General features: G+C 74.1%; 19 protein-coding genes. 3 read left to right on the plus strand and 16 right to left on the minus strand.

Annotation, left to right across the window (positions count from 1 at the left end; all coding sequences use genetic code 11):
• Window positions 1–26: 26 nt before the first annotated feature.
• The 11 genes from NF338_RS10670 to NF338_RS10720 form a co-directional block, all read right to left on the minus strand.
• Window positions 27–566 carry an ASCH domain-containing protein gene (locus NF338_RS10670; RefSeq protein WP_204542509.1) on the minus strand — a complete coding sequence of 180 codons (540 nt, stop codon included), beginning with the start codon at window positions 564–566 and terminating at the stop codon, window positions 27–29.
• A gap of 273 nt (window positions 567–839) precedes the next feature.
• On the minus strand, window positions 840–1,865 hold the full coding sequence (ilvC, locus tag NF338_RS10675; protein WP_047232531.1) for a ketol-acid reductoisomerase: 1,026 nt from the start codon (window positions 1,863–1,865) through the stop codon (window positions 840–842).
• 122 nt (window positions 1,866–1,987) lie between these two features.
• Entirely contained in the window at window positions 1,988–2,512 is a 525-nt protein-coding gene (gene ilvN / locus NF338_RS10680) for an acetolactate synthase small subunit (protein ID WP_264030743.1), read from the minus strand.
• A 13-nt stretch (window positions 2,513–2,525) separates the two neighbouring features.
• The gene (locus tag NF338_RS10685) at window positions 2,526–4,439 is read right to left on the minus strand and encodes an acetolactate synthase large subunit (protein ID WP_264030744.1); all 1,914 of its coding nucleotides are present in this window, start codon (window positions 4,437–4,439) and stop codon (window positions 2,526–2,528) included.
• Window positions 4,440–4,818: 379 nt separating this feature from the next.
• On the minus strand, window positions 4,819–6,687 hold the full coding sequence (locus tag NF338_RS10690; protein ID WP_264030745.1) for an alpha-glucosidase: 1,869 nt from the start codon (window positions 6,685–6,687) through the stop codon (window positions 4,819–4,821).
• A 19-nt stretch (window positions 6,688–6,706) separates the two neighbouring features.
• The gene (locus NF338_RS10695) at window positions 6,707–7,753 is read right to left on the minus strand and encodes a DUF4037 domain-containing protein (RefSeq protein ID WP_264030746.1); all 1,047 of its coding nucleotides are present in this window, start codon (window positions 7,751–7,753) and stop codon (window positions 6,707–6,709) included.
• Window positions 7,754–7,857: 104 nt separating this feature from the next.
• Window positions 7,858–8,841, minus strand: a complete 984-nt coding sequence (locus tag NF338_RS10700) for an NAD-dependent epimerase/dehydratase family protein (RefSeq protein WP_264030747.1) — start codon at window positions 8,839–8,841, stop codon at window positions 7,858–7,860.
• On the minus strand, window positions 8,838–10,616 hold the full coding sequence (locus NF338_RS10705) for a class I adenylate-forming enzyme family protein (protein ID WP_264030748.1): 1,779 nt from the start codon (window positions 10,614–10,616) through the stop codon (window positions 8,838–8,840). Before NF338_RS10705 ends, NF338_RS10700 begins: the two co-directional genes overlap by 4 nt.
• Window positions 10,613–11,911, minus strand: a complete 1,299-nt coding sequence (locus NF338_RS10710; RefSeq protein WP_264030749.1) for a cytochrome P450 — start codon at window positions 11,909–11,911, stop codon at window positions 10,613–10,615. Before NF338_RS10710 ends, NF338_RS10705 begins: the two co-directional genes overlap by 4 nt.
• Window positions 11,908–12,699: a glycosyltransferase family 2 protein gene (locus tag NF338_RS10715; RefSeq protein ID WP_264030750.1), complete on the minus strand. Its 792-nt coding sequence runs from the start codon at window positions 12,697–12,699 to the stop codon at window positions 11,908–11,910. Before NF338_RS10715 ends, NF338_RS10710 begins: the two co-directional genes overlap by 4 nt.
• A complete protein-coding gene (locus tag NF338_RS10720; RefSeq protein ID WP_264030751.1) occupies window positions 12,696–13,787 on the minus strand; it encodes a 3-oxoacyl-ACP synthase III family protein in 1,092 nt (363 codons plus the stop codon). Before NF338_RS10720 ends, NF338_RS10715 begins: the two co-directional genes overlap by 4 nt.
• A gap of 128 nt (window positions 13,788–13,915) precedes the next feature.
• On the opposite strand from NF338_RS10720, the gene NF338_RS10725 reads away from it, so the two are divergent.
• Window positions 13,916–15,235: a cytochrome P450 gene (locus NF338_RS10725; protein ID WP_264030752.1), complete on the plus strand. Its 1,320-nt coding sequence runs from the start codon at window positions 13,916–13,918 to the stop codon at window positions 15,233–15,235.
• Window positions 15,236–15,273: 38 nt separating this feature from the next.
• Here the strand turns inward: NF338_RS10725 and NF338_RS10730 are convergent, their stop codons facing one another.
• The 3 genes from NF338_RS10730 to ilvD (NF338_RS10740) form a co-directional block, all read right to left on the minus strand.
• Window positions 15,274–16,095 carry a hypothetical protein gene (locus NF338_RS10730; RefSeq protein WP_264030753.1) on the minus strand — a complete coding sequence of 274 codons (822 nt, stop codon included), beginning with the start codon at window positions 16,093–16,095 and terminating at the stop codon, window positions 15,274–15,276.
• A 66-nt stretch (window positions 16,096–16,161) separates the two neighbouring features.
• Window positions 16,162–16,836 carry a VOC family protein gene (locus NF338_RS10735; protein WP_264030754.1) on the minus strand — a complete coding sequence of 225 codons (675 nt, stop codon included), beginning with the start codon at window positions 16,834–16,836 and terminating at the stop codon, window positions 16,162–16,164.
• Between the two features lie 82 nt (window positions 16,837–16,918).
• Window positions 16,919–18,637, minus strand: coding sequence for a dihydroxy-acid dehydratase (ilvD, locus tag NF338_RS10740; RefSeq protein ID WP_264030755.1), 1,719 nt, complete (start codon window positions 18,635–18,637; stop codon window positions 16,919–16,921).
• Between the two features lie 91 nt (window positions 18,638–18,728).
• Here ilvD (NF338_RS10740) and NF338_RS10745 point away from each other — a divergent pair, with 91 nt between their 5' ends.
• A complete protein-coding gene (locus NF338_RS10745) occupies window positions 18,729–19,295 on the plus strand; it encodes a hypothetical protein (protein ID WP_264030756.1) in 567 nt (188 codons plus the stop codon).
• A gap of 76 nt (window positions 19,296–19,371) precedes the next feature.
• On the opposite strand, the gene ilvD (NF338_RS10750) is transcribed toward NF338_RS10745, so the two are convergent.
• A complete protein-coding gene (gene ilvD, locus NF338_RS10750) occupies window positions 19,372–21,237 on the minus strand; it encodes a dihydroxy-acid dehydratase (protein WP_264030757.1) in 1,866 nt (621 codons plus the stop codon).
• A gap of 319 nt (window positions 21,238–21,556) precedes the next feature.
• Here ilvD (NF338_RS10750) and NF338_RS10755 point away from each other — a divergent pair, with 319 nt between their 5' ends.
• The gene (locus NF338_RS10755) at window positions 21,557–22,156 is read left to right on the plus strand and encodes a DoxX family protein (RefSeq protein ID WP_264030758.1); all 600 of its coding nucleotides are present in this window, start codon (window positions 21,557–21,559) and stop codon (window positions 22,154–22,156) included.
• Between the two features lie 91 nt (window positions 22,157–22,247).
• Here the strand turns inward: NF338_RS10755 and NF338_RS10760 are convergent, their stop codons facing one another.
• Window positions 22,248–23,879, minus strand: coding sequence for a peptide MFS transporter (locus NF338_RS10760; RefSeq protein WP_264030759.1), 1,632 nt, complete (start codon window positions 23,877–23,879; stop codon window positions 22,248–22,250).
• Window positions 23,880–23,912: the final 33 nt, after the last annotated feature.

Below are 23,912 nucleotides of genomic sequence, written 5' to 3' on the forward strand. Positions count from 1 at the left end.
CACGGCCGGCCACCGCTCATCCCCGCTCAGCGCGGGTAGCGCAGCTCGAACCGCTCGCACACGAGCGGCATGTCGGGAGCGAAATCACGCTCCAGCACGCGCTTGAAGTACGTCTCGTGACCGTCGCGCCACGCCTCGAGCGATCCGTCGTCCTCCCCCTCCGCCAGGGCGAAGTCCGCGTCGACGTCCTCGAACGCGACGATCTCGACCGACGTCGTGCGGACGAGGGCCCGCGGGTGGCCCTCACCGTCGAGCAGGATCGACAGCTCGCCGACGCGCGGGACGGGCTCCCCCGAGTCCTCGTACTCCCACAGCGCGGACGACGTCGCGGTCTTCTCCCCGCTGAGCACCGCGGCGAGCAGACCGTCGGCCAGCTCGGGGTTGTCGCCGAACGACCACGCGGGCGGCGGCACGGTCTCGGAGACCGTGGTGCCGGTGACCACGCCCACCCGCGCCATCCCGGCGCTCGGCCGTGCCAGCTCCCAGAACGCGAGGATCTCCGCCGCCCTCTCGTCCACCACCACGTCGTCCGTCACCGGTTCCCCCTCGTCCGCCTGTCGGGTCATGCCCCTATCGTGGCGCACCGCCGGTCGATCTGCCCGGTCTCCCGCCATTCGTCCCACCCGTGTCGCACCTACCGAGGCTGCCGACCTTCCGACGCGCGCCGCGGCACGCCGAATGAGGTCGTCCCGCGCCGACGCGAAGGCGACCCGACAGCACGAGGAGGGGGCGGCGTCGTGCGCGATCGTGGCGGGCCTGGCGGGAGGCCGAGGCACGAGGCCGGATGGTAGATCGCGCACGACGCCGCCCCCTCCTCGAGGTGAGCGACGCGCGTCAGGTCAGCGAGCCGCAGAGCCCTCGGTGTAGTCGGCGTCCTGCTGCTTCCACGCGAACAGCGAGCGCAGCTCCTTGCCGACCTTCTCGATCGGGTGCTGCGCGGCCTTCTCGCGGAGCTCCGTGAACTCCGGGGCGCCGGCGTCCTGGTCGTCGATGAAGCGCTTGGCGAACGCACCGGACTGGATGTCCGCGAGGACGCCCTGCATGTTCTCCTTGACGTGCGGGTCGATGACGCGCGGGCCGGAGACGTAGTCGCCGTACTCGGCGGTGTCGGAGACGGACCAGCGCTGCTTGGCGATGCCGCCCTCCCACATGAGGTCGACGATGAGCTTCAGCTCGTGCAGCACCTCGAAGTACGCGATCTCCGGCTGGTAGCCGGCCTCGGTCAGGGTCTCGAACCCGTACTGGACGAGCTGCGACACGCCACCGCAGAGGACGGCCTGCTCGCCGAACAGGTCGGTCTCGGTCTCCTCGGTGAACGTCGTCTTGATGACGCCGGCACGCGTGCCGCCGATCGCCTTCGCGTACGACAGCGCGACGTCCCACGCCTGGCCCGACGCGTCCTTCTCGACGGCGATGATGTCGGGGATGCCGCGGCCCGCGACGAACTCGCGGCGCACGGTGTGGCCCGGCGCCTTGGGCGCGATGAGGATGACGTCGACGCCGTCGGGGGCCTCGATGTAGCCGAAGCGGATGTTGAAGCCGTGCGCGAACGCGAGCGTCTTGCCGGCGGCGAGGTTCGGCTTGATCTCGTCGTTGTAGATCGAGCGCTGGTGCTGGTCCGGCGCGAGGATCATGATCAGGTCGGCCCACGCCGCGGCGTCGGCGACGGACTTCACCTCGAAGCCCTCGTCCTGGGCCTTGGCGGTCGACTTCGAGCCCTCGCGGAGGGCGACGACGACCTCGACGCCGGAGTCGCGCAGGTTCTGGGCGTGCGCGTGGCCCTGGCTCCCGTAGCCGACGATCGCGACCTTCTTGGCCTGGATGATGGACAGGTCGGCGTCGTCGTCGTAGAACAGCTCAGCCACGATGGATCTCCTCGGTTCTTCGTTTGCGGTGCAGGGGTCTGTTTGCGACGTCTCGCGGTGGGACGCGATCGATCGGGACGCACCGACGCCCGTGCGGGTCTCGGTGCGAGGGTAGGCGATGGTCAGGCGGAGCGGACCACGCGTTCCAGCGCGCGGTCGGTGATCGAGCGGGAGCCGCGCCCGACGGCGACCGTCCCGGACTTCACGATCTCCCGCACGCCGTAGGGCTCGAGCGCCGTGAGCAGCGCGTTGAGCTTCTCGCCCGTGCCGGTGGCCTCGACGGTGACGGCGTCGGGGACGACGTCGACGACCTTGGCGCGGAACAGGTTGACGACCTCGAGCACGCCGGTGCGGTTCGCCCCGTCGGCGCGGACCTTCACGAGCAGGAGCTCGCGCTGCACGGACGCGGCCGCGTCGAGCTCGACGATCTTGATGACGTTGACCAGCTTGTTGAGCTGCTTCGTCACCTGCTCGAGCGGGTGCGCCTCGACGTCGACGACCACGGTGATGCGCGAGATCTCCTCGTGCTCGGTCGGGCCGACCGCGAGCGAGTGGATGTTGAAGGCACGACGGGCGAACAGGCCCGCGACGCGCGTCAGCACGCCGGGCTTGTTCTCGACGAGCACGGAGAGGGTGTGGCGGGACATGGCTGCGCGCTCCTCAGTCTTCACGGTCCCACGCGGGCGAGATGCCACGCGCGTACTGGATGTCGTCGTTGCTCACGCCGGCGGCGACCATCGGCCACACCATCGCGTCGCGCGAGACGTTGAAGTCGACGACCACGGGGCGGTCGTCGATCTCCATCGCGCGCTTGATCGCGGCGTCGACCTCGCCCATCGACTCGACGCGGATGCCCTCGCACCCGTAGGCGTCGGCGAGCTTGACGAAGTCGGGGACGCGCGCCGTGCCGTGCCCGGTGTGCAGGTCGGTGTTCGAGTAGCGCTTGTCGTAGAACAGGGTCTGCCACTGGCGCACCATGCCGAGCGAGCTGTTGTTGATCAGCGCGACCTTGATCGGGATCTCGTTGATCGTGCAGGTGGCGAGCTCCTGGTTGGTCATCTGGAAGCAGCCGTCACCGTCGACCGCCCACACCGTGGCGTCCGGGCGGCCGACCTTCGCGCCCATCGCGGCGGGGATCGAGAAGCCCATGGTGCCGAGGCCGCCGGAGTTGATCCAGGTGCGCGGGTGCTCGTACCGGATGAACTGCGCGGCCCACATCTGGTGCTGGCCGACGCCCGCGACGTAGATCGACTCGGGGCCCGAGATCTCACCGAGTCGCGAGATCACGTGCTGCGGGGCGAGGTGACCGTCGTCGGGCTCGGTGTACCCGAGCGGGTAGGTCTCGCGCCAGTCGTCGATCTGGCGCCACCAGGCCTCGACGTCGGGCTTCCCCTTGGCCTCGTGCTCGCGCTCGAGCTCGGGGAGCAGGTCGGCGATGACCTCCTTGAGGTCGCCGACGATCGGCACGTCCACGTCGCGGTTCTTGCCGATCTCCGCGGGGTCGATGTCCGCGTGCACGATCTGCGCGTGCGGCGCGAAGCTCGAGAGCTTGCCCGTGACGCGGTCGTCGAAGCGCGCCCCGAGGGACACGACGAGGTCGGCCTTCTGGAGCGCCGCCACGGCGGGGACGGTGCCGTGCATGCCGGGCATCCCGAGGTTCTGGGGGTGCGTGTCGGGCACGGCGCCGCGCGCCATGAGGGTCGTGACGACCGGCGCGCCCGACAGGTCGACGAGGCGGCGCAGCTCGGCCGACGCGTTCGCGCGGACCACGCCGCCGCCCACGTAGAGCACGGGCCGACGGGCCGACGCGAGCAGGCGCGCGGCCTCCTTGATCTGCTTGCTGTGCGGCTTCGTCACCGGGTGGTAGCCCGGGAGCTGCACGTCCTGGGGCCACGAGAACGTCGTGCGCGACTGCATCGCCGACTTCGCGATGTCCACGAGCACCGGACCGGGGCGGCCCGTCGAGGCGATGTGGAACGCCTCCGCGATGGTGCGCGGGATGTCGGCCGCGTCGGTGATCAGGTACGAGTGCTTGGTGATGGGCATGGTGATGCCGACGATGTCGGCTTCCTGGAAGCCGTCCGTGCCGATCAGCGACTCGGCGACCTGGCCGGTGATCGCGACGAGCGGGATCGAGTCCATGTTCGCGTCGGCGATGGGGGTGACGAGGTTCGTCGCACCGGGGCCCGACGTCGCCATGGTCACGCCGACCCTGCCGGTCGCGTGCGCGTAGCCCTGCGCGGCGTGGCCGCCGCCCTGCTCGTGGCGCACGAGGATGTGCCGCAGCCGCTGCGAGTCCATGAGCGGGTCGTACGTCGGGAGGATCGCGCCACCCGGGATGCCGAAGACGACCTCGGCGCCGACCTCCTCGAGGGAGCGGACGATCGACTGCGCGCCGGTCATCTCCTCACCGGTCGAGGTGCCCTGCGTGCTGCCGGCCGGGCGAGCCGTGGCAGCGCGCCGGACGTCGCCGCGCGGGGCGACCGACGCGGGTGTCGGGGCGGGCTTCGGCGCCGGCGCCGCGGGCGTCGGGGCCCCCGGTCGCGGAGGTGCCGGGGTGGGACCCTGGGCCATGGTGTCTCCTGCGTGTCGTGGCCTCGGCCCGGCGGGCGCCCCGTGGGGCGCTCCGCCGGGAACCGGAGCCGACCGTGGTGGTGCGGTCGTGCTGGTCGCGGTGTGCGGGTGCCGGTCCTCGCGGGTCTCGCGGGTGCGGCGCTCGCGGTGGCCGGGGTGGGCCGTCCGCGGTCCTGTGTGGTGTTGTCGTGCCGGTGTGGTGGCAACAAAAAACCCCTCGGACCCGGGATGCCGGGCTGGACGAGGGGTGAGCGCGCTGACGAAGCCTGGTGGCGTGGCCTCAGCCGGCGCGCTCAGGAAGTACTACAAGGAGGATCGTCTGCACGTCATGGGACTGTACGCCCATGTTTCGGGGATGTCACGTGTCGAAGCGGCCGTCTCACGCACTGGGACGTGCGACGTCCTCACCCACCCGGCGGAGCACCCGCCCCTCCCACGGCTGCAGGTGCCCGACGGCGCCCGGCCGACCCCCGGCGTCTGGTCCGGCCGGGTGCGTGGCCACCAGGGTCGACGCGTCCTCCCAGCCGGCGAGCACGTCGTCCGGCACGTCCTGTGGCTGCCCGCCCACGTTCACGAGGACGAGCAGCTCGTCGCGCACGACCGTCCCGTCCGCCCGCGTCGTGTCGAGGCCGCGCGTGAACGCGTAGACCGCCTCGTGCTCCGGCAGGAGCATGTGGAAGTCACCGAGCGCGACGACCGGCTCGTCGCGACGCAGGGCGACGAGCCGCCGGTAGAAGTGCAGCACCGAGTCCGCGTCGGCCCACGCGGCCTCCGCGTTGATCGCGGTGTGGTTCGGGTTGACCTCGAGCCACGGCGTCCCGGTCGTGAACCCGGCGTTCGCGCTCGCGTCCCACTGCACGGGCGTGCGGGCGTGGTCGCGGCTCGCGTGCGCGAGCACGGCGAGCATCTCGCCGTCGGAGCGCAGCCGCGGTCCGCCCGTGCGGCCCGTGAGCTCGCGGAAGTACCCGAGCGACTCGACGTCCTGGTACTGGTCGACGCGCGTGAACGGCGCGTTCGTCATGCCGAGCTCCTCGCCCTGGTAGACGTACGGCGTGCCGCGGTGCAGGTGCAGCAGGAGCGCGAGCGCCTTGGCCGACGCGACGCGGTGCGCGGGAGAGTCGTCGCCGAAGCGCGACACGACGCGCGGCTGGTCGTGGTTGTCCCAGTACAGGGCGTTCCAGCCCCGGTCGGCGAGACCTGCCTGCCATCGGCCGAGCGTCGCCTTGAGGTCGGTGAGGTCCCACCGGACCGGGTCGTAGCGCGTCGCCCCGTGGTCGATGCCCATGTGCTCGAACTGGAACACCATGTCGACCTCGCGACGGTCGGGGTCGGTGTACCGGACGCCGTGCTCGACGGTCACCCCCGGCGTCTCCCCCACCGTGAGGATCTTGCGACCCTGCGCGAGGTACGGGGCGAACACCTCGCGGTGCATCTCGGCGAGGAACTCGTGGACGCGCGGCCCGTCGGTGTAGTGCGGGCTCCCGTCGCCGTACGTGCCCCAGTGCACCTCGCCGTCGGGCAGCGAGCCGTCGGGGGCGACGTCCTTGGAGATCAGGTTGATGACGTCCATGCGGAACCCGTCGACGCCACGGTCGAGCCACCGGCGCATCATGGCGTAGACCGCGTGGCGGACCTCCGGGTTCTCCCAGTTGAGGTCCGGCTGCTTGGTGTCGAACAGGTGCAGGTAGTACTCCCCCGACGCCTCGTCGAACCGCCACGCGCTCCCGCCGAAGAACGAGCGCCAGTTGGTCGGCTCGGCTCCCGGCGCCCCGGGCTCCATGCCGGCGCGCGCGGGGCGCCACCAGTACCAGTCGCGCCGCGGGCTCTCGGCGGACGACCGGGACTGGACGAACCACGGGTGCTCGTCGCTCGTGTGGTTCACGACGAGGTCCATGACGAGCTTCATGCCCCGCGCGTGCAGACCCTCGATCAGGGCGTCGAGGTCCGCGAGCGACCCGAACAGCGGGTCGACGTCCTCGTAGTCGCTGATGTCGTACCCGTTGTCCGCCTGCGGCGACCGGTACACCGGGGACAGCCACACGACGTCCACCCCCAGTCGCTCCAGGTGGTCGAGGCGCCGGGTGATCCCGGGGAGGTCGCCGACGCCGTCGCCGTCGGTGTCCTGGAACGAGCGCGGGTACACCTGGTACACGACCGAGCGCGTCCACCAGGGCGCGTCCCCAGGCGTCTCGACGCCGGGCCACCCGCCGCGGGGCAGGGCGTCCGGGGTGGGTGCGGACGAGGTCATCGCACGGCTTCCTCTCGGGTCACGGGGTCCTGGTCCCAGCCTGCCCGACGCCGCGCGCCGCGGCGACGCGACGGCCGGGGTCCGTGAGGACGTCGACGTCGTCGACCCACTGCTCGACCGTCCCGACGCCCGGTGGCAGCGCCCGCACCACCGGGTCCTGGATCGCGTCCGCCACCGTGGCCGCCACCGGCCCGAGTCCTCGGAAGGGCCGGTCGAAGAACGGGACGACGACGTCCTCGACGGTCGGGAGGCCCACCTCGCGCTGGAGGTCGTGCAGGGACTCCAGCCCCCGGCACAGCGCCGCCTCGCGCGAGCGCCAGTCGTCGGCCGCGAGCACCGCCGCGAGGTCGTGACCGACCGCGCCGGCACGCGGAAGGGCGGCGAACACCGTCCCGAACCACTTCGCGTACGGGGGCCAGCGCCGCTCGAGCAGGAACCCCAGGTGCATCGCGACGCGCACGAGCCGGGCGGCGACGACGCGCGACCCGAGGTCGTCGCCGCGCTCCGCCGTCCGGCCGACGAACGGCAGCTCCTGCCCGATCCGCGCCCAGTCGACGGCGACCGCGTACCGCCACAGGTCGTCGGGGTACCAGGCGAGACGGTCGCGCGCCGCGGTCAGGCCGCCCTCCGTGTCCCGGAAGACCGGACCAGCCGTCACCTCGAGCACCGCCTGACCGGTGAGCGCGAGCCAGTCGTCCACGGCGAGCAGGCGCGTCGCGTCGAGTCCCAGGCGAGACGCGGTGAAGCCTGACGGCGACGCGACCTCGACCTGGTGCGGGCCGTGCGGGCTCCACGTGGTCGCGAACCGGGTCGGGAACGCGGCGAACGTGTCGGGCAGCGCCGCGTCGAGCAGCGCGTCGACCTGCTCGACCATCGGCTCGTCGACCAGCAGCGTCAGGCGCAGACCCCAGTCGTGGTCGCGCGACGTCGGGTCGTCGAGCCCGAGGACGTCGGACCCGCTCCCGAGACGCCCTGCCGCGTGCGGCAGCCCGGGCCAGCGCCCCAGCACGAGCGGCCCGACGACCTCGTCGTAGTAGCGCCGCGCGAGGTCGGTCCCGGTCTCCACCCGCACATCCTGCCCTGTCGACGCCTGGCGGGGAGGTCGGCGGCGAGTGCTGCGTCAGCGCGCGAGCGCTGCGTCCGTGGACGCGTCGCTCGCGCCGCACCGCATCACTCGGCGCGGCCGAGCCAGGCGAACGACGTCGGGGCCGGGTCGACGTCCAGCACCTCACGCAGGACCGTGAGGTCGTAGGTGCGCTCCATCGCGAGGTGGCTCAGCGCGTACCGCGTGAGGCGCGGCGGCTCGGGGCGTCGCAGCCGCCGTGCGACCGTCTCGACCGCACCCGCGAGCGCCCACGCGGGGCGGACCGGGACGGCGACGACCCGCACGTCGGTGCCGCGGCGGCGCAGCGCCTCGGTGAGCGCGTCGCGCAGCACGACCGGCTGGGCGTCGGCGACGTTCGCGACGAGCAGCCCGCGGGTCGGCCCTCCCCCGCGGCCGGGCGCGCGGGCCGCGTCGTCGGGCAGCACGACGGCGGCGCGCACCGCGGCGAGGAGCGTGTCCACGTGCGTGAGCGACTGGAGCACGCGCCCGCCACCGGGCAGGACGAGGCGCCCGCGGCGCACGGCGGCCTCCACGCGGGGCAGGAGCGTCGTGTCCCCCGGTCCGTAGACGGCGTGCGGGCGCAGCACGACGAGCGCGCCCCGGTCGGGACGGCGCGCGACGTCGCGGGCCAGCGCGCGCTCGGCCTCCGCCTTGGTCGCCCCGTAGGCGTCGAGGTACCGGCCTACCGGAGCCTCGTGCTCGCGGGCACGCACGCTCGGGCGGAACGGGTCGTACACGCTGCCGGACGAGACGTGCACGAACCGCGCGCCCGGGAACGTGTCGCGCACCGCGAGGGTCCCGCCGACGTTGGTCGCGCGCGCGACGTCGAGCGCGCACCAGTCGGACACGGCGGCGCCCGCGTGCACGACGGCGTCCGCCGCGGGCGGGTCCGCGAGCGGACCGGCGGTGAGGTCCCACGCGAGGTGCCGGGCGCCCGCGACGCCCGGGTCGCGGCGGGAGGACGTCCAGACGTCGTGGCCGTCGGCGACCAGCCCGCGCGCGACCGCTCCCCCGACGAACCCCGACGCCCCGGTGACGACGACCCTCACGCGACGGCACCGCGTGCGTCGCGACCGGCAGCGGCCGGCGTGGCGGGCACGAACGGCGCGGCGGCGCGCGAGAGCGCCGCCCGGTCCGGCTTGCGCGAGCGCCCGGCGAGCGGGACGCGGTCGGCGTGCAGCACGACGTCGGGCAGCGCGTCGTGGTCGAGCACGCCCGGCAGCGCGGCCCGCACCAGCTCGACGAGCGGGTGGTCGGGGTCGAGGTCGACGTCGCCGTCGGGCCGCGCACCGCGGGTCGGCGCGCCGTCGGTCACCGAACCCGCCGAGGTGCGCGCCGACGTGACCACGAGCGCGACACGCTCGTCTCCGTCCACCTGGGGCACGCCGACGAGGAGCGCGTCGCGGACGCCGTCGAGCGCCGCGACGCGCGGCTCGAACAGGCCCGGGTAGATGTTCGTCGTCCCGCGGATGATCATGTCCCGCGTGCGGCCGACGAGCACGATCCTCCCCGCGTCGTCGAGGCGCGCGAGGTCGCCGGTGCGGTGCTCCGCGACCCGCGCTCCCCCGCCGCGCGCCGGGTCGTCGAGGTCGTGCAGGTAGCCCGCCATGAGCGACGGCCCCGACAGCACGAGCTCGCCGACGACGTCCGTGCCGCCGTCGCCCGGGCGGTCCGCCGGGTCGTCCGGCCCGTCGCCCTCGACCAGGTCGAGCCGCGCGACCGTGCCGGGCAGCGGCGCGCCGACCAGGTCGCCGTCCCCCACGTGCGCGAGCTTCTCCCGCGCCTCGACCACCGCGACGGGCAGGATCTCCGTCATCCCGTACACCGCGACCCAGCGCGTGCCGGGCAGCGCGCGCGTCGCGCGCTCCAACAACGCGCGGGTCACAGGAGCCCCACCCACGAGCGCGACCCGCGGCCCGCGCGCGGGCACCGTCCCGGCCTCGACCGCGTCGAGCAGCGCGGTGACGTCGGCGGGCACGAGGTAGGTGCCCGCCGCGCCGTCGAGCTGGCGCGCGAACGTCGTGATGTCGCGACCCGGCGGGTCGGCGGGCACGGACCACGTGGCGCCCGCGAGCAGCGCGGGGACACCGAGCAGCATCTGGTCGGTGTGCACGACGTCGCCCGGTGCGAGCTCGAACACGTCGCGCAGCAGGTCGCACCCGGCGAGCAGCGACCCGGCCGTGTGCACGACGGCCTTCGGCTGCGCCGTCGTGCCGGACGTGAAGACGGTCAGTGCCTCGCGATCCGGGTCGAGTAGCGGCAGCGCCGCGCGGTCGACCGGGCGCGCGGCGAGACGGCGCGCGGCGCGCGAGCCGCGCGGCACCCCGGGGAGCCACGGCCCCGCGTGCACGTGCCGCAGCGGCAGGCTCGCGTAGTCCGGCAGCAGGAGGCCGCGTGAGCGGGCCAGTCGGCGCAGCGGCCCCCGCGACACCGCGTACAGCAGCGACTCGGTGGTCGCGAGCGACGGCTCGGCCGCGCTCACGCGCGCCGTGAAGAGCTCGGGGGTCGAGCCCGGGTCGACGAACACGATCGTGCCGCCTGCGCGGACGACCCCGAACGCGAGCACGACACCCGCCGGGCGAGGACGCACCGAGAACAGCGCCCGGTCGCCGGGTGCGAACCCGTCGTCCGCGAGCGCCGTCGCGGTCGCCTCGACTCGGCGCGCGAGGTCGGCGTACGTGACCTCCTCGCGCACGCGCGCGTCCCGGCGACCGGGCCGCGTCCAGCGCCGGAGCGCGACCGCGTCCGCGGACGGGTGCCCGGGGCCGCCCCGCTCGAGGATCGGGCCCAGCAGGTGGCGGGCCGCGTCGTCGGGCGCGGTCACGCCGCCTCCCCCGCGGGCGACGCGTCGGGTCCCGTGACCGGGCGCTCGGCCCCGCCCGACGCCCTCACCCCGCCGCCGGCCGCCCGCACCACGAGCGAGCGGTACGCGGGGATGAGCACGCCGCGCGCGACGGCACGCTCGGTGACCTCGATGCTCCGCCCCGCCGCGGCGACGGGACGCAGTGCCTCCAGCACCGCGTCGACCTGGGCCAGGGCGAGCGGCATGCCGAGGCAGAAGTGCGGACCGGCGCCGAACCACAGGTGCCGGACGGCCGGGTCGACCGGTGCGTCCGGGTCGAAGGGGCCTGCGTCCTTGCAGCACGAGATCGTCGCGATCACGACCCGGTCCCCCGCGCGGACGCGGACGTCGCCCACGGTCGCGTCGGCGCGCACCGAGCGCAGCATCGCGGGCGTGGGGGCCGTGACGCGCAGCGCCTCCTCGACGACGCGCCCGCGCAGCGCGGCGCCCTCGGGACCGGGCGGCGCGGCCAGGAGCCGGTCGAGCCAGCCCGTGTCCGCCGTCAGCGCGACGAGGCGCGGCACGAACGACTGGATCGTCTCGGTCCCCGTGAGGACGAACGCCCCGACCGCGCCCATCGCCTCGTCCTCCGAGAGCCCGAGCTCGCGCATGCGACCGGGCACGGTCGCGGGGTCGCCGTCCCGGTACGCGTCGCGCGCCGGGGCGGAGAGCCGGGCGAGGACGGCGCGCGCGTGCCGCACCTGCGCGGGCGTGAGGCTGCGCCGGTGCAGCCGCACCAGCCCGACCACGGACTGCGCTGCCGTCATCGCCTCGCGCACGGCGGCGTCTGTGGGCGGCAGCCCGGTCATGGCGCAGATGACGGTGCCCGCCATGGTCGCGGTCTCCGCGACGAGGTCGACGCGCTCGCCCGCGAGCAGGCGCGGCGCGAGCCCGGCGAGGACGTCCGGGACGCTGACCGCCACGAGATCCCGCACCGCCCGCGGGGTGAAGAGCCCGGAGAGCGCGCGGCGCAGCCGCGCGTGGTCCCCGCCCTCCATGTTGAGCAGCACGGACGGCCCGAGCACGGGCGTCCAGAGGTCCGACGGCGACCCCGGGCCCACCTTGGTGAACCGCTCGGTGTCGAGCAGCACGGCCCGCGCGGTCGCGGCGTCGGACACGACCACTCCGATGCCGGGGACGCGCACCACGGGTCCGCGGTGGCGCAGCGCCCGGATCGCCGGGTAGACGAGCGGGTGCGCCCCGCGCTGGACGCGCTCCTCCCACCGCATCGCCGCGGCGCGCCCGGCGGACGAGGGCGCGACCGTCGTCGCCGTCATCGGATGTCCACGACCTCGGGCCGGTAGCGGTGGTCGGCGTACCAGCCGAGCGTCCGCACGAGTCCCCAGGCGTGCGCACGACGCGCCGACGCGAGCACGACGACCTCGCGGTGCGCCCCGTACCTCCGCGTGAGCCGGCGTACCGCGTTGACGAGCGCCCGGTCCTCGTGGACGTCCTCGATCGCCGTGCGCGGGAACCCGCCCGCGGCCTCGTAGAGCTCGGCCGTGATCGCCATGTTGCAGCCCGGCGCCATGACGTACGGGCCGAGGTAGGACGGGTCCTGGTTGCCGGGCCGGAAGCGCCCGAACGTGCTCGCGACGCTCACCGCCGCCGACAGCACACCTTGCTGGACGCGCGAGACCGGTCGGTCGTCCGTCCGCGCCACGAGCCGGCCCGCGACGAGGTCGTGCCCACTCGCGAACGCCGCCCGCACGCGCCGGGTCCAGTCCGGCAGCGGGAGGCAGTCGGCGTCCGTGCGGGCGAGGTGCGTCGCCCCCTGCTCGACCGCCGCGCGCATCCCCGTGTCGGCCGCGGCGCCCGTGCCCTTCTGCGGCTCGTCGACCACGCGCCACCGCGTCATGCCCCACGCCGCGGCGGTCGCGCGGACGAGGTCGCCCGTCCCGTCCGACGACCCGTTGTCGACGACGACGAGGTCGAAGTCGGTGTCCTGCTGGTCGCGCAGCGCCTCGAGCGTCGCGACGATCCCGTGCGCCTCGTCGCGCGCGGGAACGACGACCGCGAGCCGCTGCGGGCTCGCGACGTGGCGCGTGAACCGGCGCGCGGTCACAGCCGCACCACCGTCGCGCCGATGCTGATGCCGCCGGCGAGCCCGACGAGCACGACGACGTCCCCCAGCCCGACCTGGCCGGTCTCCAGCGCCGTGGCGAGCTGCAGCGGGAGCGTCGCGGAGGCGACGTTGCCGTGGTCGGCGACGGTGACCAGCGTGCGGCCCGTCGGGAGACCGAGGGCGGCGTGCACGTCGTCGAGGTACGCGACGGCGACCTGGTGGACCGCCACGAGCGCGACGTCGTCCCACTCGAGGCCCGCACGGCCCAGCGCGTCGAGGACGACGCCCGGACCCAGCGCGAGGAACGCGTCGCGCAGGCGCGACCCGTCGATCTCGAAGTAGGTGCGCTCGAGGTCGCGCGGGTGCGCGGTGCCGCCGCCGGGGAGCATGCCGACGTCCCAGTGCGTCGACTCCGCGCCGAACGCGCTCGCGAGGATGCCGCGCGGCGCGGGCGCCCCGGTCGCGTCGCGGGAGCCGGCCTCCGCCGGGGTCGCGCGGCGCACGAGGACGGCCGCCCCGGCGTCGGACATCGTGTAGCCCGGCGCGGAGAGCAGGTACGTCGCGCGGTCCGGGACGTCCCAGCGCACCGCGCGCGACGGCGCCTCGCCCGACGCGATGAGGACGGTCGCGTACCGGCCGGTCCCGATGAGCGCCTCCGCGACCTCGATCGCGTTGAGCACCGAGTTGCACGCGTTCTTGACGTCCATCACCGGCGCCCGGACGCCGAGCTTCGCGGCGACGATGTGGCTCGTCGCCGGCTCGACCATGTCCTGGCTCGCCGACGCGAAGAGCAGCAGGTCGACGTCGTCGGTCGCCAGCCCCTCGGTCGCGAGCAGCTTCTCCGCGGCCGCGACGGCGAGGTCGGACGCGTCCCAGTCGTCCGGGAGCACGTGGACCTGCCGCACGCCCGTGAGGCGCGAGACCATCGGCACGCGCGGCGCCGCGCCCGGGTTGCGCGCCGCGAGAGCGCGCTCCGCCTCGCGCACGTCGACCGTGCGCTCGGGCAGGTGCACCCCGACCGCGGCGAGCACCGCCGTCGGGGGTGCGAGGGGCGGGCGGGACGGGGGCCCGGCGAGGTTGTCTGGCACGCGCGACACAGTAGCCAAGCAGACCCGCTCCGACGGTGGTCGTCCACAGGATCCGATGGGGTGAAGTGCCCATCCCCAGATCGCGGCGTGCCCGCCCGGAGCCGCCGCGCGTGCGCCACACTGACCCGGTGACTGCGACCACGACCGCGCCGGTGACTACCCGCGAGCGACGCCGCGCCCTGCCCACGACCCGGCGCGAGCTCCAGGTGCTCGCCGCCGCGCGGCCCGCGATGGCCGGCGTCCTGCTGGCGGGCGGGGCGCTCGCCGGAGCGCGCGAGGGTGGCGGGCTGCGCAAGGTCCCGGGGCTCGGCTGGGTCACCGCCGACCCGACGGTCGGGCGCCGCGTCCTCACCGACCACCGGCACTTCACGATCGTCGGCGAGGGCGGGGTCGGGCACCTGTGGGCGCAGATCCTCGGCGACTGGGTCCTCGACCTGTTCGACGGCCCCGGCCACCACGACCTGCGGACGCGCTCGCGCGAGCTGTTCACCGAGGCGAGCGCCGCGGCGCTGGTCGACGGCGCGTGGTCCGTCGCCCTCGACGACGCGCGCCGAACCCTCGCGGCAGGCGGGGCGGTCGACGTCGGCCGGCTCGCTCGCGTGCTCGTGGGGCGGATGATGATCTCCCTGCTCGGCATCCCGACACTCGGCGGCGCGGCCGCTCCCGACGGGACGGGCGTCGTCGTCCCTGGCGACGACGACGCGCTCACGGCCTTCGCGACGGGCGAACGACTCGCGTCGATCGCGCTCGGCAGCGCGGGCTCGACGTACCTGTCGGCGGAGCAGGTCAGCGCGGCGCAGGCGATCGTCGCGGAGCTGACCCGGGGCGTGCCCGACGGGTGGCGGAACGCCCCCGCCGACCGCCTGCTCGGCCGGTGCCGCGAGCTCGGTCTGGGACTGGAGGAGACCACAGGTCTCGCGAGCCTGCTCATGGTCGCGGGCACCGAGACGTCGGCGTCCGCGATGGCCCGCACCACGGCGCTCCTCATCGACACGGGCGAGCAGCACCGCCTGCTGCGGCTCATGGCCGACGAGCGCGCGCACCCCGTCGAGCGCGCCGCGGGCGAGCCCGACGTCGTCGAGAACGCCGTCCGCGAGGGACTGCGCGTAACCAGCCCGGCGTCGGTCATCGGGCGCGGCGTGTCCGCCGACGTCGAGGTCGCGGGGCGCACGCTGCGCGCCGGCGAGCGCGTCATGATCCTCACGTGGGCCGCGAACGTCGCCGCCGGACCGTTCCGCGCCGACCGCCCCTACGTGCGCGAGACCCGGCAGCTCTGGTTCGGCGCAGGCCGCCACCTGTGCCTCGGGGCGGCGCTCGCGCGCGCCGAGATCGCCGCGCTGCTGCACGCGCTGTGGGACGACGGCGTGCCCCTGCGGATCGTGTCCCGCCGGGCGAAGCGGCGCGTGCTCGTGCCGGGGTACGACGAGCTCGTCGTCGCGCGCGCCTGACGCGGCGAGGCCCGAGCCGTGACGCCCGGCGCTGGTCATCAGCCCTGCGGAGTCACGCTCCACGCGCCCGCGGTCTTCACGGCCAGGACGCCGGGAAGCACGAGGTCGAACGTCTCGGTGAACGCCTCGGTGTCGCCGAACACGCGCGACGCCTCGCGCGTGACGCCGAAGTACCGGCCCTGGAAGGAGTCCCCCGGCCCGGCCGGAGTCCACGACACCTGCGAGCTCGACGCGGAGCCGTCCAGCCGCAGGACGGTCGACCCCGTGCCCGACTGGGCTCCGGTGACGGGCGGGAGGTCGTTCCAGCTCTCGAACCGCACCGACCACTCCCCGGGCGTCTCGAGCCAGATCGACTGCTGCGGCGCGGAGTCCTCGAACACGTCCATGAGGTACGAGCCGGTCGCCTCGCCGAGGGTGCCCGGGTACGGGGTGACGCCCGTGGGCGCCATGAACGCCCGGGTGTCGGCGCACTCGCCGCAGTCGAGGTGCACGACGACGGCGAAGTCGCCGTCGCGCACGAACGACACCGCCGCGCTGCCCGCACCGCTCGCGACGGCGGGTGCACCGGCCGCGACCGTGCCGGCGTCGACCGACTGCGCCGGCGGCTCGGTCGGTCGGTCGGCGAGCGGGTCCACGGCCTCGTCGGTCGGGTCCGCCGACGGCTCGTCGGTCACGTCCGTCGCGTCCTCGGTGGCAGACGGGCTCGGCGCGGCGGTCGACGTCGTCGGCCCAGGCCCCGGTTCGGTGGCGGCCGAGCACGCTCCGAGCGCGACGACGCAGGCAGCGGCGACGAGCACGGGCACGACCGACGGCGCGAGCGGGTGACGACGACGCGGAGTCCTCGCGGTGCGGGCTGTCATGGGACCAGCGTCGCAGGCCACGAGCACACCGCCCGCACCCGTCTCACCCGGGTGCCCAGGTAGAGGTCAGTCGCGCGCCTGCCACGTGCAGACGCACGCCTCGTTGCCCTCGGCGTCGGCGAGGACCCAGAAGGCCGGCGCGCGCCGGTCGGAGACGAGGTGCCCGCCCGCGGCGATGGCCGCGGTGACCCGCGCCTCGGCGACGTCATGCGGCACGGTGACGTCCACGTGGATCCGGTTGCGCTGCTCGCGCGGTGCGTCCATCTGCTGGAACCAGAACGCGGGGGCGTGGGACGTCGGGTCGTGGAGGTCGGGCGCGGGCAGCTCCGGGGAGCCCTCGTCGAACCCGAGGACCGCGCGCCAGAACGGCTGGACCGCCGAGCCGACGAGCGTGTCGATCGCGATCTCGAGGTCCTGGACCGCCGTCGGGTCCGCGACCAGGTCGAGCTCGCGCGCCGCGGCGGAGACCTGCCGCGCGAGCGCCACGTCGCGCGTGCTGACGCCCCCGACGTCGTGCGAGGACAGCCGGACCGTCACGGTCCCGTGGCGCAGGTCCACGTCGGGGTGGTGGTTCGCCGCCTCGGCGAGCTCGCCGATCGCGTCGACCAGCTCCACCCCCGCGGTGAACGACCCGGTGCGGAACAGCGTCTGCACCGTCCCGAGGATGAACCGCCAGTCCTCGACGCCGTCGCTGTCGTGGAACTGCCGTGCGGTGATGCGGTCGTCCGCGGTCTCGGTCATGGCGGTCCTCCGGGTGGGCGTCGCTGCGTCGAGGTGCGACACCACGCTAGTGCCCGCGTCCGACGCACGCGCGGCTCGCGCCCTACTCGAGGATCGCGCCGCGTGACGCGGACTGGACGAGCTTGGCGTACTTGGCGAGCACGCCGCGCGTGAACGTCGGCGGCAGCGGCGCCCACCCGTCGCGGCGTGCGGCGAGCGTGTCGGCGTCGACGAGCAGGTCGAGGGTCTTGTTCGCGACGTCGAGCCGGATCGGGTCGCCGTCGCGCACGAACGCGATGGGACCGCCGTCGACCGCCTCGGGCGCGACGTGCCCGACGCACAGGCCGGTCGTCCCGCCGGAGAAACGCCCGTCGGTGAGCAGCAGGACGGTCTTGCCGAGGCCTGCGCCCTTGATCGCGCCCGTGATCGCGAGCATCTCGCGCATCCCCGGCCCGCCCTTGGGACCCTCGTAGCGGATGACGACGACGTCGCCGTCCGTGATCGTCCCGTCCTCCAGGGCGTCGAGCGCCGCGCGCTCGCGCTCGAAGACCCGGGCCGTCCCCTCGAACACGTCCTCGTCGAACCCGGCGGACTTCACGACGGCGCCCTCCGGGGCGAGCGACCCGTGCAGGATCGTGATGCCGCCCGTGTGGTGGATGGGGTTGTCCAGCGCGCGCAGGATCTTGCCGTCCGGGTCCGGCGGGTCGATGTCGGCGAGGTTCTCCGCCACGGTGCGCCCCGTGACGGTGAGCGCGTCGCCGTGCAGCAGCCCGGCATCGAGCAGGGCCTTCATGACGACGGGCACGCCGCCGATGCGGTCGACGTCGTTCATCACGTACCGGCCGAACGGCTTGAGGTCGCCGAGGTGCGGCACCCGGCTCGCGACCCGGTCGAAGTCGGCGAGCGTGAGGTCCACCTCGGCCTCGTGCGCGATGGCGAGCAGGTGCAGCACCGCGTTGGTCGACCCGCCGAACGCCATGACGACGGCGACCGCGTTCTCGAACGCCTCCTTGGTCATGATGTCGCGCGCCGTGATGCCGAGCCGGAGCAGGTTGACGACGGCCTCGCCCGAGCGGTGCGCGAACGCGTCGCGGCGCCGGTCCGCCGACGGCGGCGCCGCCGAGCCGGGCAGCGACATGCCCATCGCCTCGGCGACCGACGCCATCGTGTTCGCCGTGTACATGCCGCCGCACGCGCCCTCGCCGGGGCAGATCGCGCGCTCGATGCGGTCCACGTCCTCGCGGCTCATGAGCCCGCGCGCGCACGCGCCGACGGCCTCGAACGCGTCGATGAGCGTGACGTCCTTCTCCGTGCCGTCGGAGAGCTTGACCCAGCCCGGCATGATCGACCCGGCGTAGAGGAACACGCTCGCGAGGTCCAGCCGCGCGGCCGCCATGAGCATCCCCGGGAGGGACTTGTCGCACCCGGCGAGCAGGACCGTCCCGTCGAGGCGCTCCGCCTGCACGACCGTCTCGACCGAGTCCGCGATGATGTCGCGGCTCACGAGCGAGAAGTGCATCCCCTCGTGGCCCATCGAGATGCCGTCGGAGACGGAGATCGTCCCGAACTGGAGCGGATAGCCGCCGCCCGCGTGCACGCCCTCCTTGGCGCCCTGCGCGAGCCGGTCGAGCGACAGGTTGCACGGCGTGATCTCGTTCCACGAGCTCGCGATGCCGATCTGCGGCTTGGCGAAGTCCTCGTCGCCCATCCCGACGGCGCGCAGCATCCCGCGCGACGCGGTCGCCTCCAGACCGTCGGTGACCTGGCGGGAACGAGGCTTGAGGTCGGGTCCGGCGTCGGTGCGCGGGGTCTGCCCAGTCATGCCCCCACTCTAGGAACGCCCTCGCCGGACGGCGCGCCGGACGTCCCGAGACACGCCGACCCGGCCGGGGACCGCACGGCATCATGGGCCCGTGCGCACACGATCCCTCGCCCCCGCTGCCCTCGTCTCCGCCCTCGCCCTGGTCGTGACCACCGCGTGCACCTCGCCGGGGCCGTCGGGCGCAGACCCGGGTGACGCGACGTCGCCGGTGTCGGCCTCGCCGTCGAGCTCCCCGACCGCGACCCCCGACGACGTTGCGACCGACGACGAGACCGGGACCGCACCCGAGGAGCAGCCCGCGGAGGAGCGCAGCGAGACGCCCGAGGAGTCGTTCCGTGCCTGGCTCGCCGCGAGCCGAGTCCCGGACGTCGACGTCGCCTGCGGCTACCTCGCCCCGGAGCTCGTCGAGCGGATGGTCGCCGAGATGACGTCGCAGGGGTGGCCGGGCATCACGGACTGCGCGTCGATGACCACGACGACCGCCGGGCTGTACGCGGCCGTCGGCGACGTCCCGGACGTCGAGATCGCGGTCCGCGAGGAGCGCGCCGATGCGACGGTGCTGTCCGTCGTCTACGGCGGCGGCGACTGCGGCAGCGCCGTCATGGCGCCGGCAGGGACGCGGTGGGTCGTCACGGAGCAGTCCGAGGAGGAGTGCTGACGCCCCCCGCGGACGCACGTCCCTGGCACGACGACGGGCCCGCACCTCACGAGGTGCGGGCCCGTCGTCGGCCGGGTCAGCGGCTGCGCTTGATGAGCGACACGTCGCGCACGGCGCCGCGGTCGGCGGACGTCGCCATGGCGGCGTAGGCCTGGAGCGCGGGCGAGACGTAGCGGTCGCGGTCGACCGGCTGCCACGGGTTCTCGCGCGCCTCCATCTTGGCGCGGCGCTCGGCGAGCACGTCGTCCGGGACGTTGAGGCGGATGAGGCGCGTGTCGACGTCGATCTCGATCTCGTCGCCGTCCTCGACGAGGCCGATCACGCCGCCCGCGGCGGCCTCGGGCGAGACGTGCCCGACGGAGATGCCCGACGAACCGCCGGAGAACCGGCCGTCGGTGATGAGCGCGGTCACCTTGCCCAGCCCGCGGCCCTTGATGAACGACGTCGGGTACAGCATCTCCTGCATGCCCGGGCCGCCCGCGGGGCCCTCGTAGCGCACGACGACGACGTGCCCCGGCTCGACCTGCTTGGTGAGGATCTTCTCGACCGCCTCGTCCTGCGACTCGCAGACGAGGGCCTTGCCGACGAAGTGGAAGACGTCGGGGTCGACCCCGGCGGTCTTGAACACGGCGCCGTCCTCGGCGAGGTTGCCGCGCAGCACGGCGAGCCCGCCCTCGACGGTGTACGCGTGCTCGAGGTCGCGGATGCAGCCGTTCGCGGCGTCCGTGTCGAGCGACTCCCAGCGGTTCGACGTCGAGAACGCCTGCGTGGTGCGCACTCCCCCGGGCGCCGCGTGGAACAGCTCGATCGCCCGCTCGGTCGCCGTGCCACCGCGGACGTCCCAGTCGTCGAGCCACTCCCGCAGCGTCGGGGTGTGGACGCTCGTGACGTCGTGGTCGAGCAGGCCCGCGCGGTCGAGCTCGCCGAGCAGGGCGGGGATGCCGCCGGCGCGGTGCACGTCCTCCATGTGGAAGTTCGGGTGGTTCGGCGCGACCTTGGACAGGCACGGCACCTGGCGGCTGATCCGCTCGATGTCGGTGAGGTCGAAGTCGACCTCACCCTCCTGCGCGGCGGCGAGGATGTGCAGCACCGTGTTCGTCGAGCCGCCCATCGCGACGTCGAGCGCCATGGCGTTCGAGAACGCGGCCTTGGTCGCGATCGAGCGCGGCGCGACGGAGTCGTCCTCGTCCTCGTAGTAGCGCTTGGCGAGGTCGACGATCGTGCGGCCGGCCTCGAGGAACAGCTCCTTGCGCGCGGCGTGCGTCGCGAGGGTCGAGCCGTTGCCGGGGAGCGACAGGCCGAGCGCCTCGGTGAGGCAGTTCATCGAGTTCGCCGTGAACATGCCCGAGCACGAGCCGCACGTGGGGCACGCGTTCTCCTCGACCTGCGCGAGCGCGGCGTCGGACACGTCGTCGTCCGCCGAGTAGTTGATCGCGTTGACGAGGTTGAGGGGGGTCTTGGCGACGCCGTCGGCGACGACCGCCTTGCCGGCCTCCATGGGACCGCCCGACACGAAGATCACCGGGATGTTGAGCCGCAGCGCGGCGTTGAGCATGCCGGGCGTGATCTTGTCGCAGTTCGAGATGCACACGAGCGCGTCGGCGCAGTGCGCGTTGACCATGTACTCGACCGAGTCGGCGATGAGGTCGCGGCTCGGCAGCGAGTAGAGCATGCCGCCGTGACCCATCGCGATGCCGTCGTCGACGGCGATCGTGTTGAACTCCTTGGAGACGCCGCCGGCCTCACGGATCGCCGACGCGACGAGGTCGCCCATGTCCTTGAGGTGGACGTGGCCGGGTACGAACTGCGTGTACGAGTTCGCGATCGCGATGATCGGCTTGCCGAAGTCCTCCGAGCCCATGCCGGTCGCGCGCCAGAGGGCGCGGGCGCCGGCCATGTTGCGGCCGTGGGTGGATGTCCGGGAGCGCAGGGGGCGGCTCATGTCGGTTAGCTCCTTCGACGGGTGGCCGCGGCCGATCCTCCGGCCGCTGGGTCACATTACGCCCGACGGCGACCGGACGAACCGGGCGTCCGTCTCGTGGTCGTCGGACTACGTACCTGGACCCCCTCCCCACCGAGGGATGTCCACCTAAACGTTACGTAAGGGTTGAACCGCCACGCCTACCCCTGCCACCGTAGACGGGCACGTCACGGCCGGAGACCGTCCGGCGCCGCGGTGACCTCACGGCCGCCCCGGCACGGCAGGTCGAACCCGGCACCGACCCGAAGATCCGCGGATCTCTCTCCCGAGGGGGCACCTCATGTCCACGTCCACCACGCGCACGACCTCACCGCCCGGCAGCGCGAAGACCGAGCCCGACGCCGTCACCCCGACGACCGGTCCCCTCACCCAGGACGACGTCGTCACCCGCTCGTCGGCCCGGCACGCCCTCGCGCTCGCCCGGCTCGGGGGCGCGGTCGTCTTCCTCTGGCCGTTCGCCGACAAGCTCCTCGGCCTCGGGTACGCGACGCCGCGCGAGCGCGCGTGGCTCGCGGGTGCCGCCCCGGCCCAGGGCTACCTCGAGCACGGGGTCCAGGGCCCGCTCGCGGGCACGTTCACCGCGATGGCCGGTCCGGTCACGGACTGGCTCTTCATGCTGGGGCTGCTCGGCGTCGGCCTCGCCCTCCTGCTCGGGATCGGCCTGCGCGTGGCCGCGGTGAGCGGTGCGCTGCTGTTCGGCATGCTCTGGCTGTCGCAGTGGCCCTTCGCGGCGGGGTCGAACAACCCGGTCGTCGACCAGCACGTCCTCGTGGTGCTGCTCCTCGTCGTCCTCGCGACGACGCTCGCGGGCGACACCTGGGGGCTGGGACGGCGCTGGGCCGCGCTGCCCCTCGTCCGCCGGGCGCCCTGGCTGCGCTGACGGCAGCGCACCCGGCAGGTACCCGCGCGAGGTCGCAACGGCGCGACCTCGCGCGGCCACGGTCACGGTCACGCACGCGGGCATCGGCCCGTCACGCCCCGGCCGTGTGCGCCCCCTCGAGCTCGTCGGCGTGGCGGATGTGCCGCGTGACCCACGGGGCGAGGGCGAACAGGGCGAGCGCGAACACGAGCGTCACGGCGCCGATGACGCCGAAGTACGCGGTGTCCGACGCCCCCTCGGTGACCTGGACGACCTGCGCCGTGATGGCCTGCCCCGCGGCGGGCGCGAGGAACCACAGCGCCATCGCCTGGGAGCGGAACGCCTTGGGCGCGAGCAGCGTCGTCGCCGCGAGCCCGACAGGCGACAGGCACAGCTCGCCGAGGGTCTGGATCACGTACACGAGCACGAGCACCCACGACGGCGCCTTGCCGTCGCCGACGACCGCGGACGCGGCGGCGAGGAAGAGGAACGACACCGACGCGAGCGTGAGGCCGATCGCGAACTTGTTGGCCGTCGTCGGGCGGTCGCCGGTCTTGAGCCAGATCCACGCGAACACCGGCGCGAGGACGATGATCGACAGCGGGTTGACCGACTGGAAGAACTCGGGGCTGATGCCGACCCCGAAGAAGGTGAGGTCGGTCCGGTTCTTCGCGAACGCGGAGAGCGTCGTCGCCGCCTGCTCGAAGATCATCCAGAAGAGCATCGCCGCGACGAACAGCGGGATGTACGCGATGACGCGGGGCCGCTCGGCGTCGGTGACGCGCGGCGAGCGGTACATGACGACGAAGTACGCGATCGGCGCGAGGAACGCCAGGTAGGACATCGTGTCGATGAAGGTCGAGATGTCGAACCCACCGGCGACGAGCACGGCGATCAGCCCGACCAGCACGACGCCCGCGGCGATGAGCAGGAAGATGCGCGCGATCTTCGCCCGCTCCTCGGGGCGCACGGGGTTGGGCACGTGCGCGCCCGCCTCGCCGAGGTAGCGGCGGCCGGCGACGAAGAACACGAGCGCGACGGCCATGCCGACCGCCGCGACGGCGAAGCCCGCGTGGTACCCGCCCCAGGCGCGCGCGGCCCCCACGAGGAACGGCGCGACGAACGACCCGAGGTTGATGCCCATGTAGAAGATGGAGAAGCCCGAGTCGCGGCGCGGGTCGTCGCGCGCGTAGAGCTCGCCGACCATCGACGAGACGTTGGGCTTGAGCAGGCCCGTCCCGAGCGCGACCATCGCGATGCCGGCCATCGAGAAGCCCGTGCCGGGGACCGTCAGGCTCACGTGCCCGGCCGCGATGATGATCCCGCCGTAGAGGACCGAGCGCCGGGACCCGATCACGCGGTCCGCGAGCCAGCCGCCCACGACCGAGAGCAGGTAGACGCTCGTGCCGTAGATCGAGACGAGCGCGAGCCCGGTCGTCTCCCCGATGCCGAGACCGCCGTTCGCCACGGTGTCCGTGAGGTAGAACAGCAGGATCGCGCGCATCCCGTAGTAGCTGAACCGCTCCCACAGCTCCGTGGTGAAGAGCGTCAGCAGACCGCGCGGGTGCCCGAAGAACGCGTGGTCTCCCTCGATCACCCCTGCCGCCGGCCCCTCGGCCGCGCCGACGCCCGCCGCGGTGCCCGAGCCGAAGGGTGGTGCGCCCGGGTCCGGCTCGGTGCGCGCCTCGCGGCCGAGCGCGCGGCGCCGGGCGTCGTCCTGCCCCTGCGGGTCGTCACCGTCCATCCTGCGATGCTCCCACCGGCGTGCGCGGCGGGC

The sequence above is a fragment of the Cellulosimicrobium sp. SH8 genome (assembly GCF_025818875.1).
Classification (GTDB): domain Bacteria; phylum Actinomycetota; class Actinomycetes; order Actinomycetales; family Cellulomonadaceae; genus Cellulosimicrobium; species Cellulosimicrobium cellulans_D.

Excerpts from the sequence above, each read along its gene's own strand:
- NF338_RS10730 (WP_264030753.1), bottom strand. The coding sequence starts at position 16,095 with ATGACAGCCCGCACCGCGAGGACTCCGCGTCGTCGTCACCCGCTCGCG.
- NF338_RS10710 (WP_264030749.1), bottom strand. The coding sequence starts at position 11,911 with ATGACGGCGACGACGGTCGCGCCCTCGTCCGCCGGGCGCGCCGCGGCG.
- NF338_RS10690 (WP_264030745.1), bottom strand. The coding sequence starts at position 6,687 with ATGACCTCGTCCGCACCCACCCCGGACGCCCTGCCCCGCGGCGGGTGG.
- ilvD (WP_264030757.1), bottom strand. The coding sequence starts at position 21,237 with ATGAGCCGCCCCCTGCGCTCCCGGACATCCACCCACGGCCGCAACATG.
- ilvD (WP_264030755.1), bottom strand. The coding sequence starts at position 18,637 with ATGACTGGGCAGACCCCGCGCACCGACGCCGGACCCGACCTCAAGCCT.
- NF338_RS10760 (WP_264030759.1), bottom strand. The coding sequence starts at position 23,879 with ATGGACGGTGACGACCCGCAGGGGCAGGACGACGCCCGGCGCCGCGCG.
- ilvN (WP_264030743.1), bottom strand. The coding sequence starts at position 2,512 with ATGTCCCGCCACACCCTCTCCGTGCTCGTCGAGAACAAGCCCGGCGTG.
- NF338_RS10755 (WP_264030758.1), top strand. The coding sequence starts at position 21,557 with ATGTCCACGTCCACCACGCGCACGACCTCACCGCCCGGCAGCGCGAAG.
- NF338_RS10735 (WP_264030754.1), bottom strand. The coding sequence starts at position 16,836 with ATGACCGAGACCGCGGACGACCGCATCACCGCACGGCAGTTCCACGAC.
- NF338_RS10685 (WP_264030744.1), bottom strand. The coding sequence starts at position 4,439 with ATGGCCCAGGGTCCCACCCCGGCACCTCCGCGACCGGGGGCCCCGACG.
- NF338_RS10670 (WP_204542509.1), bottom strand. The coding sequence starts at position 566 with ATGACCCGACAGGCGGACGAGGGGGAACCGGTGACGGACGACGTGGTG.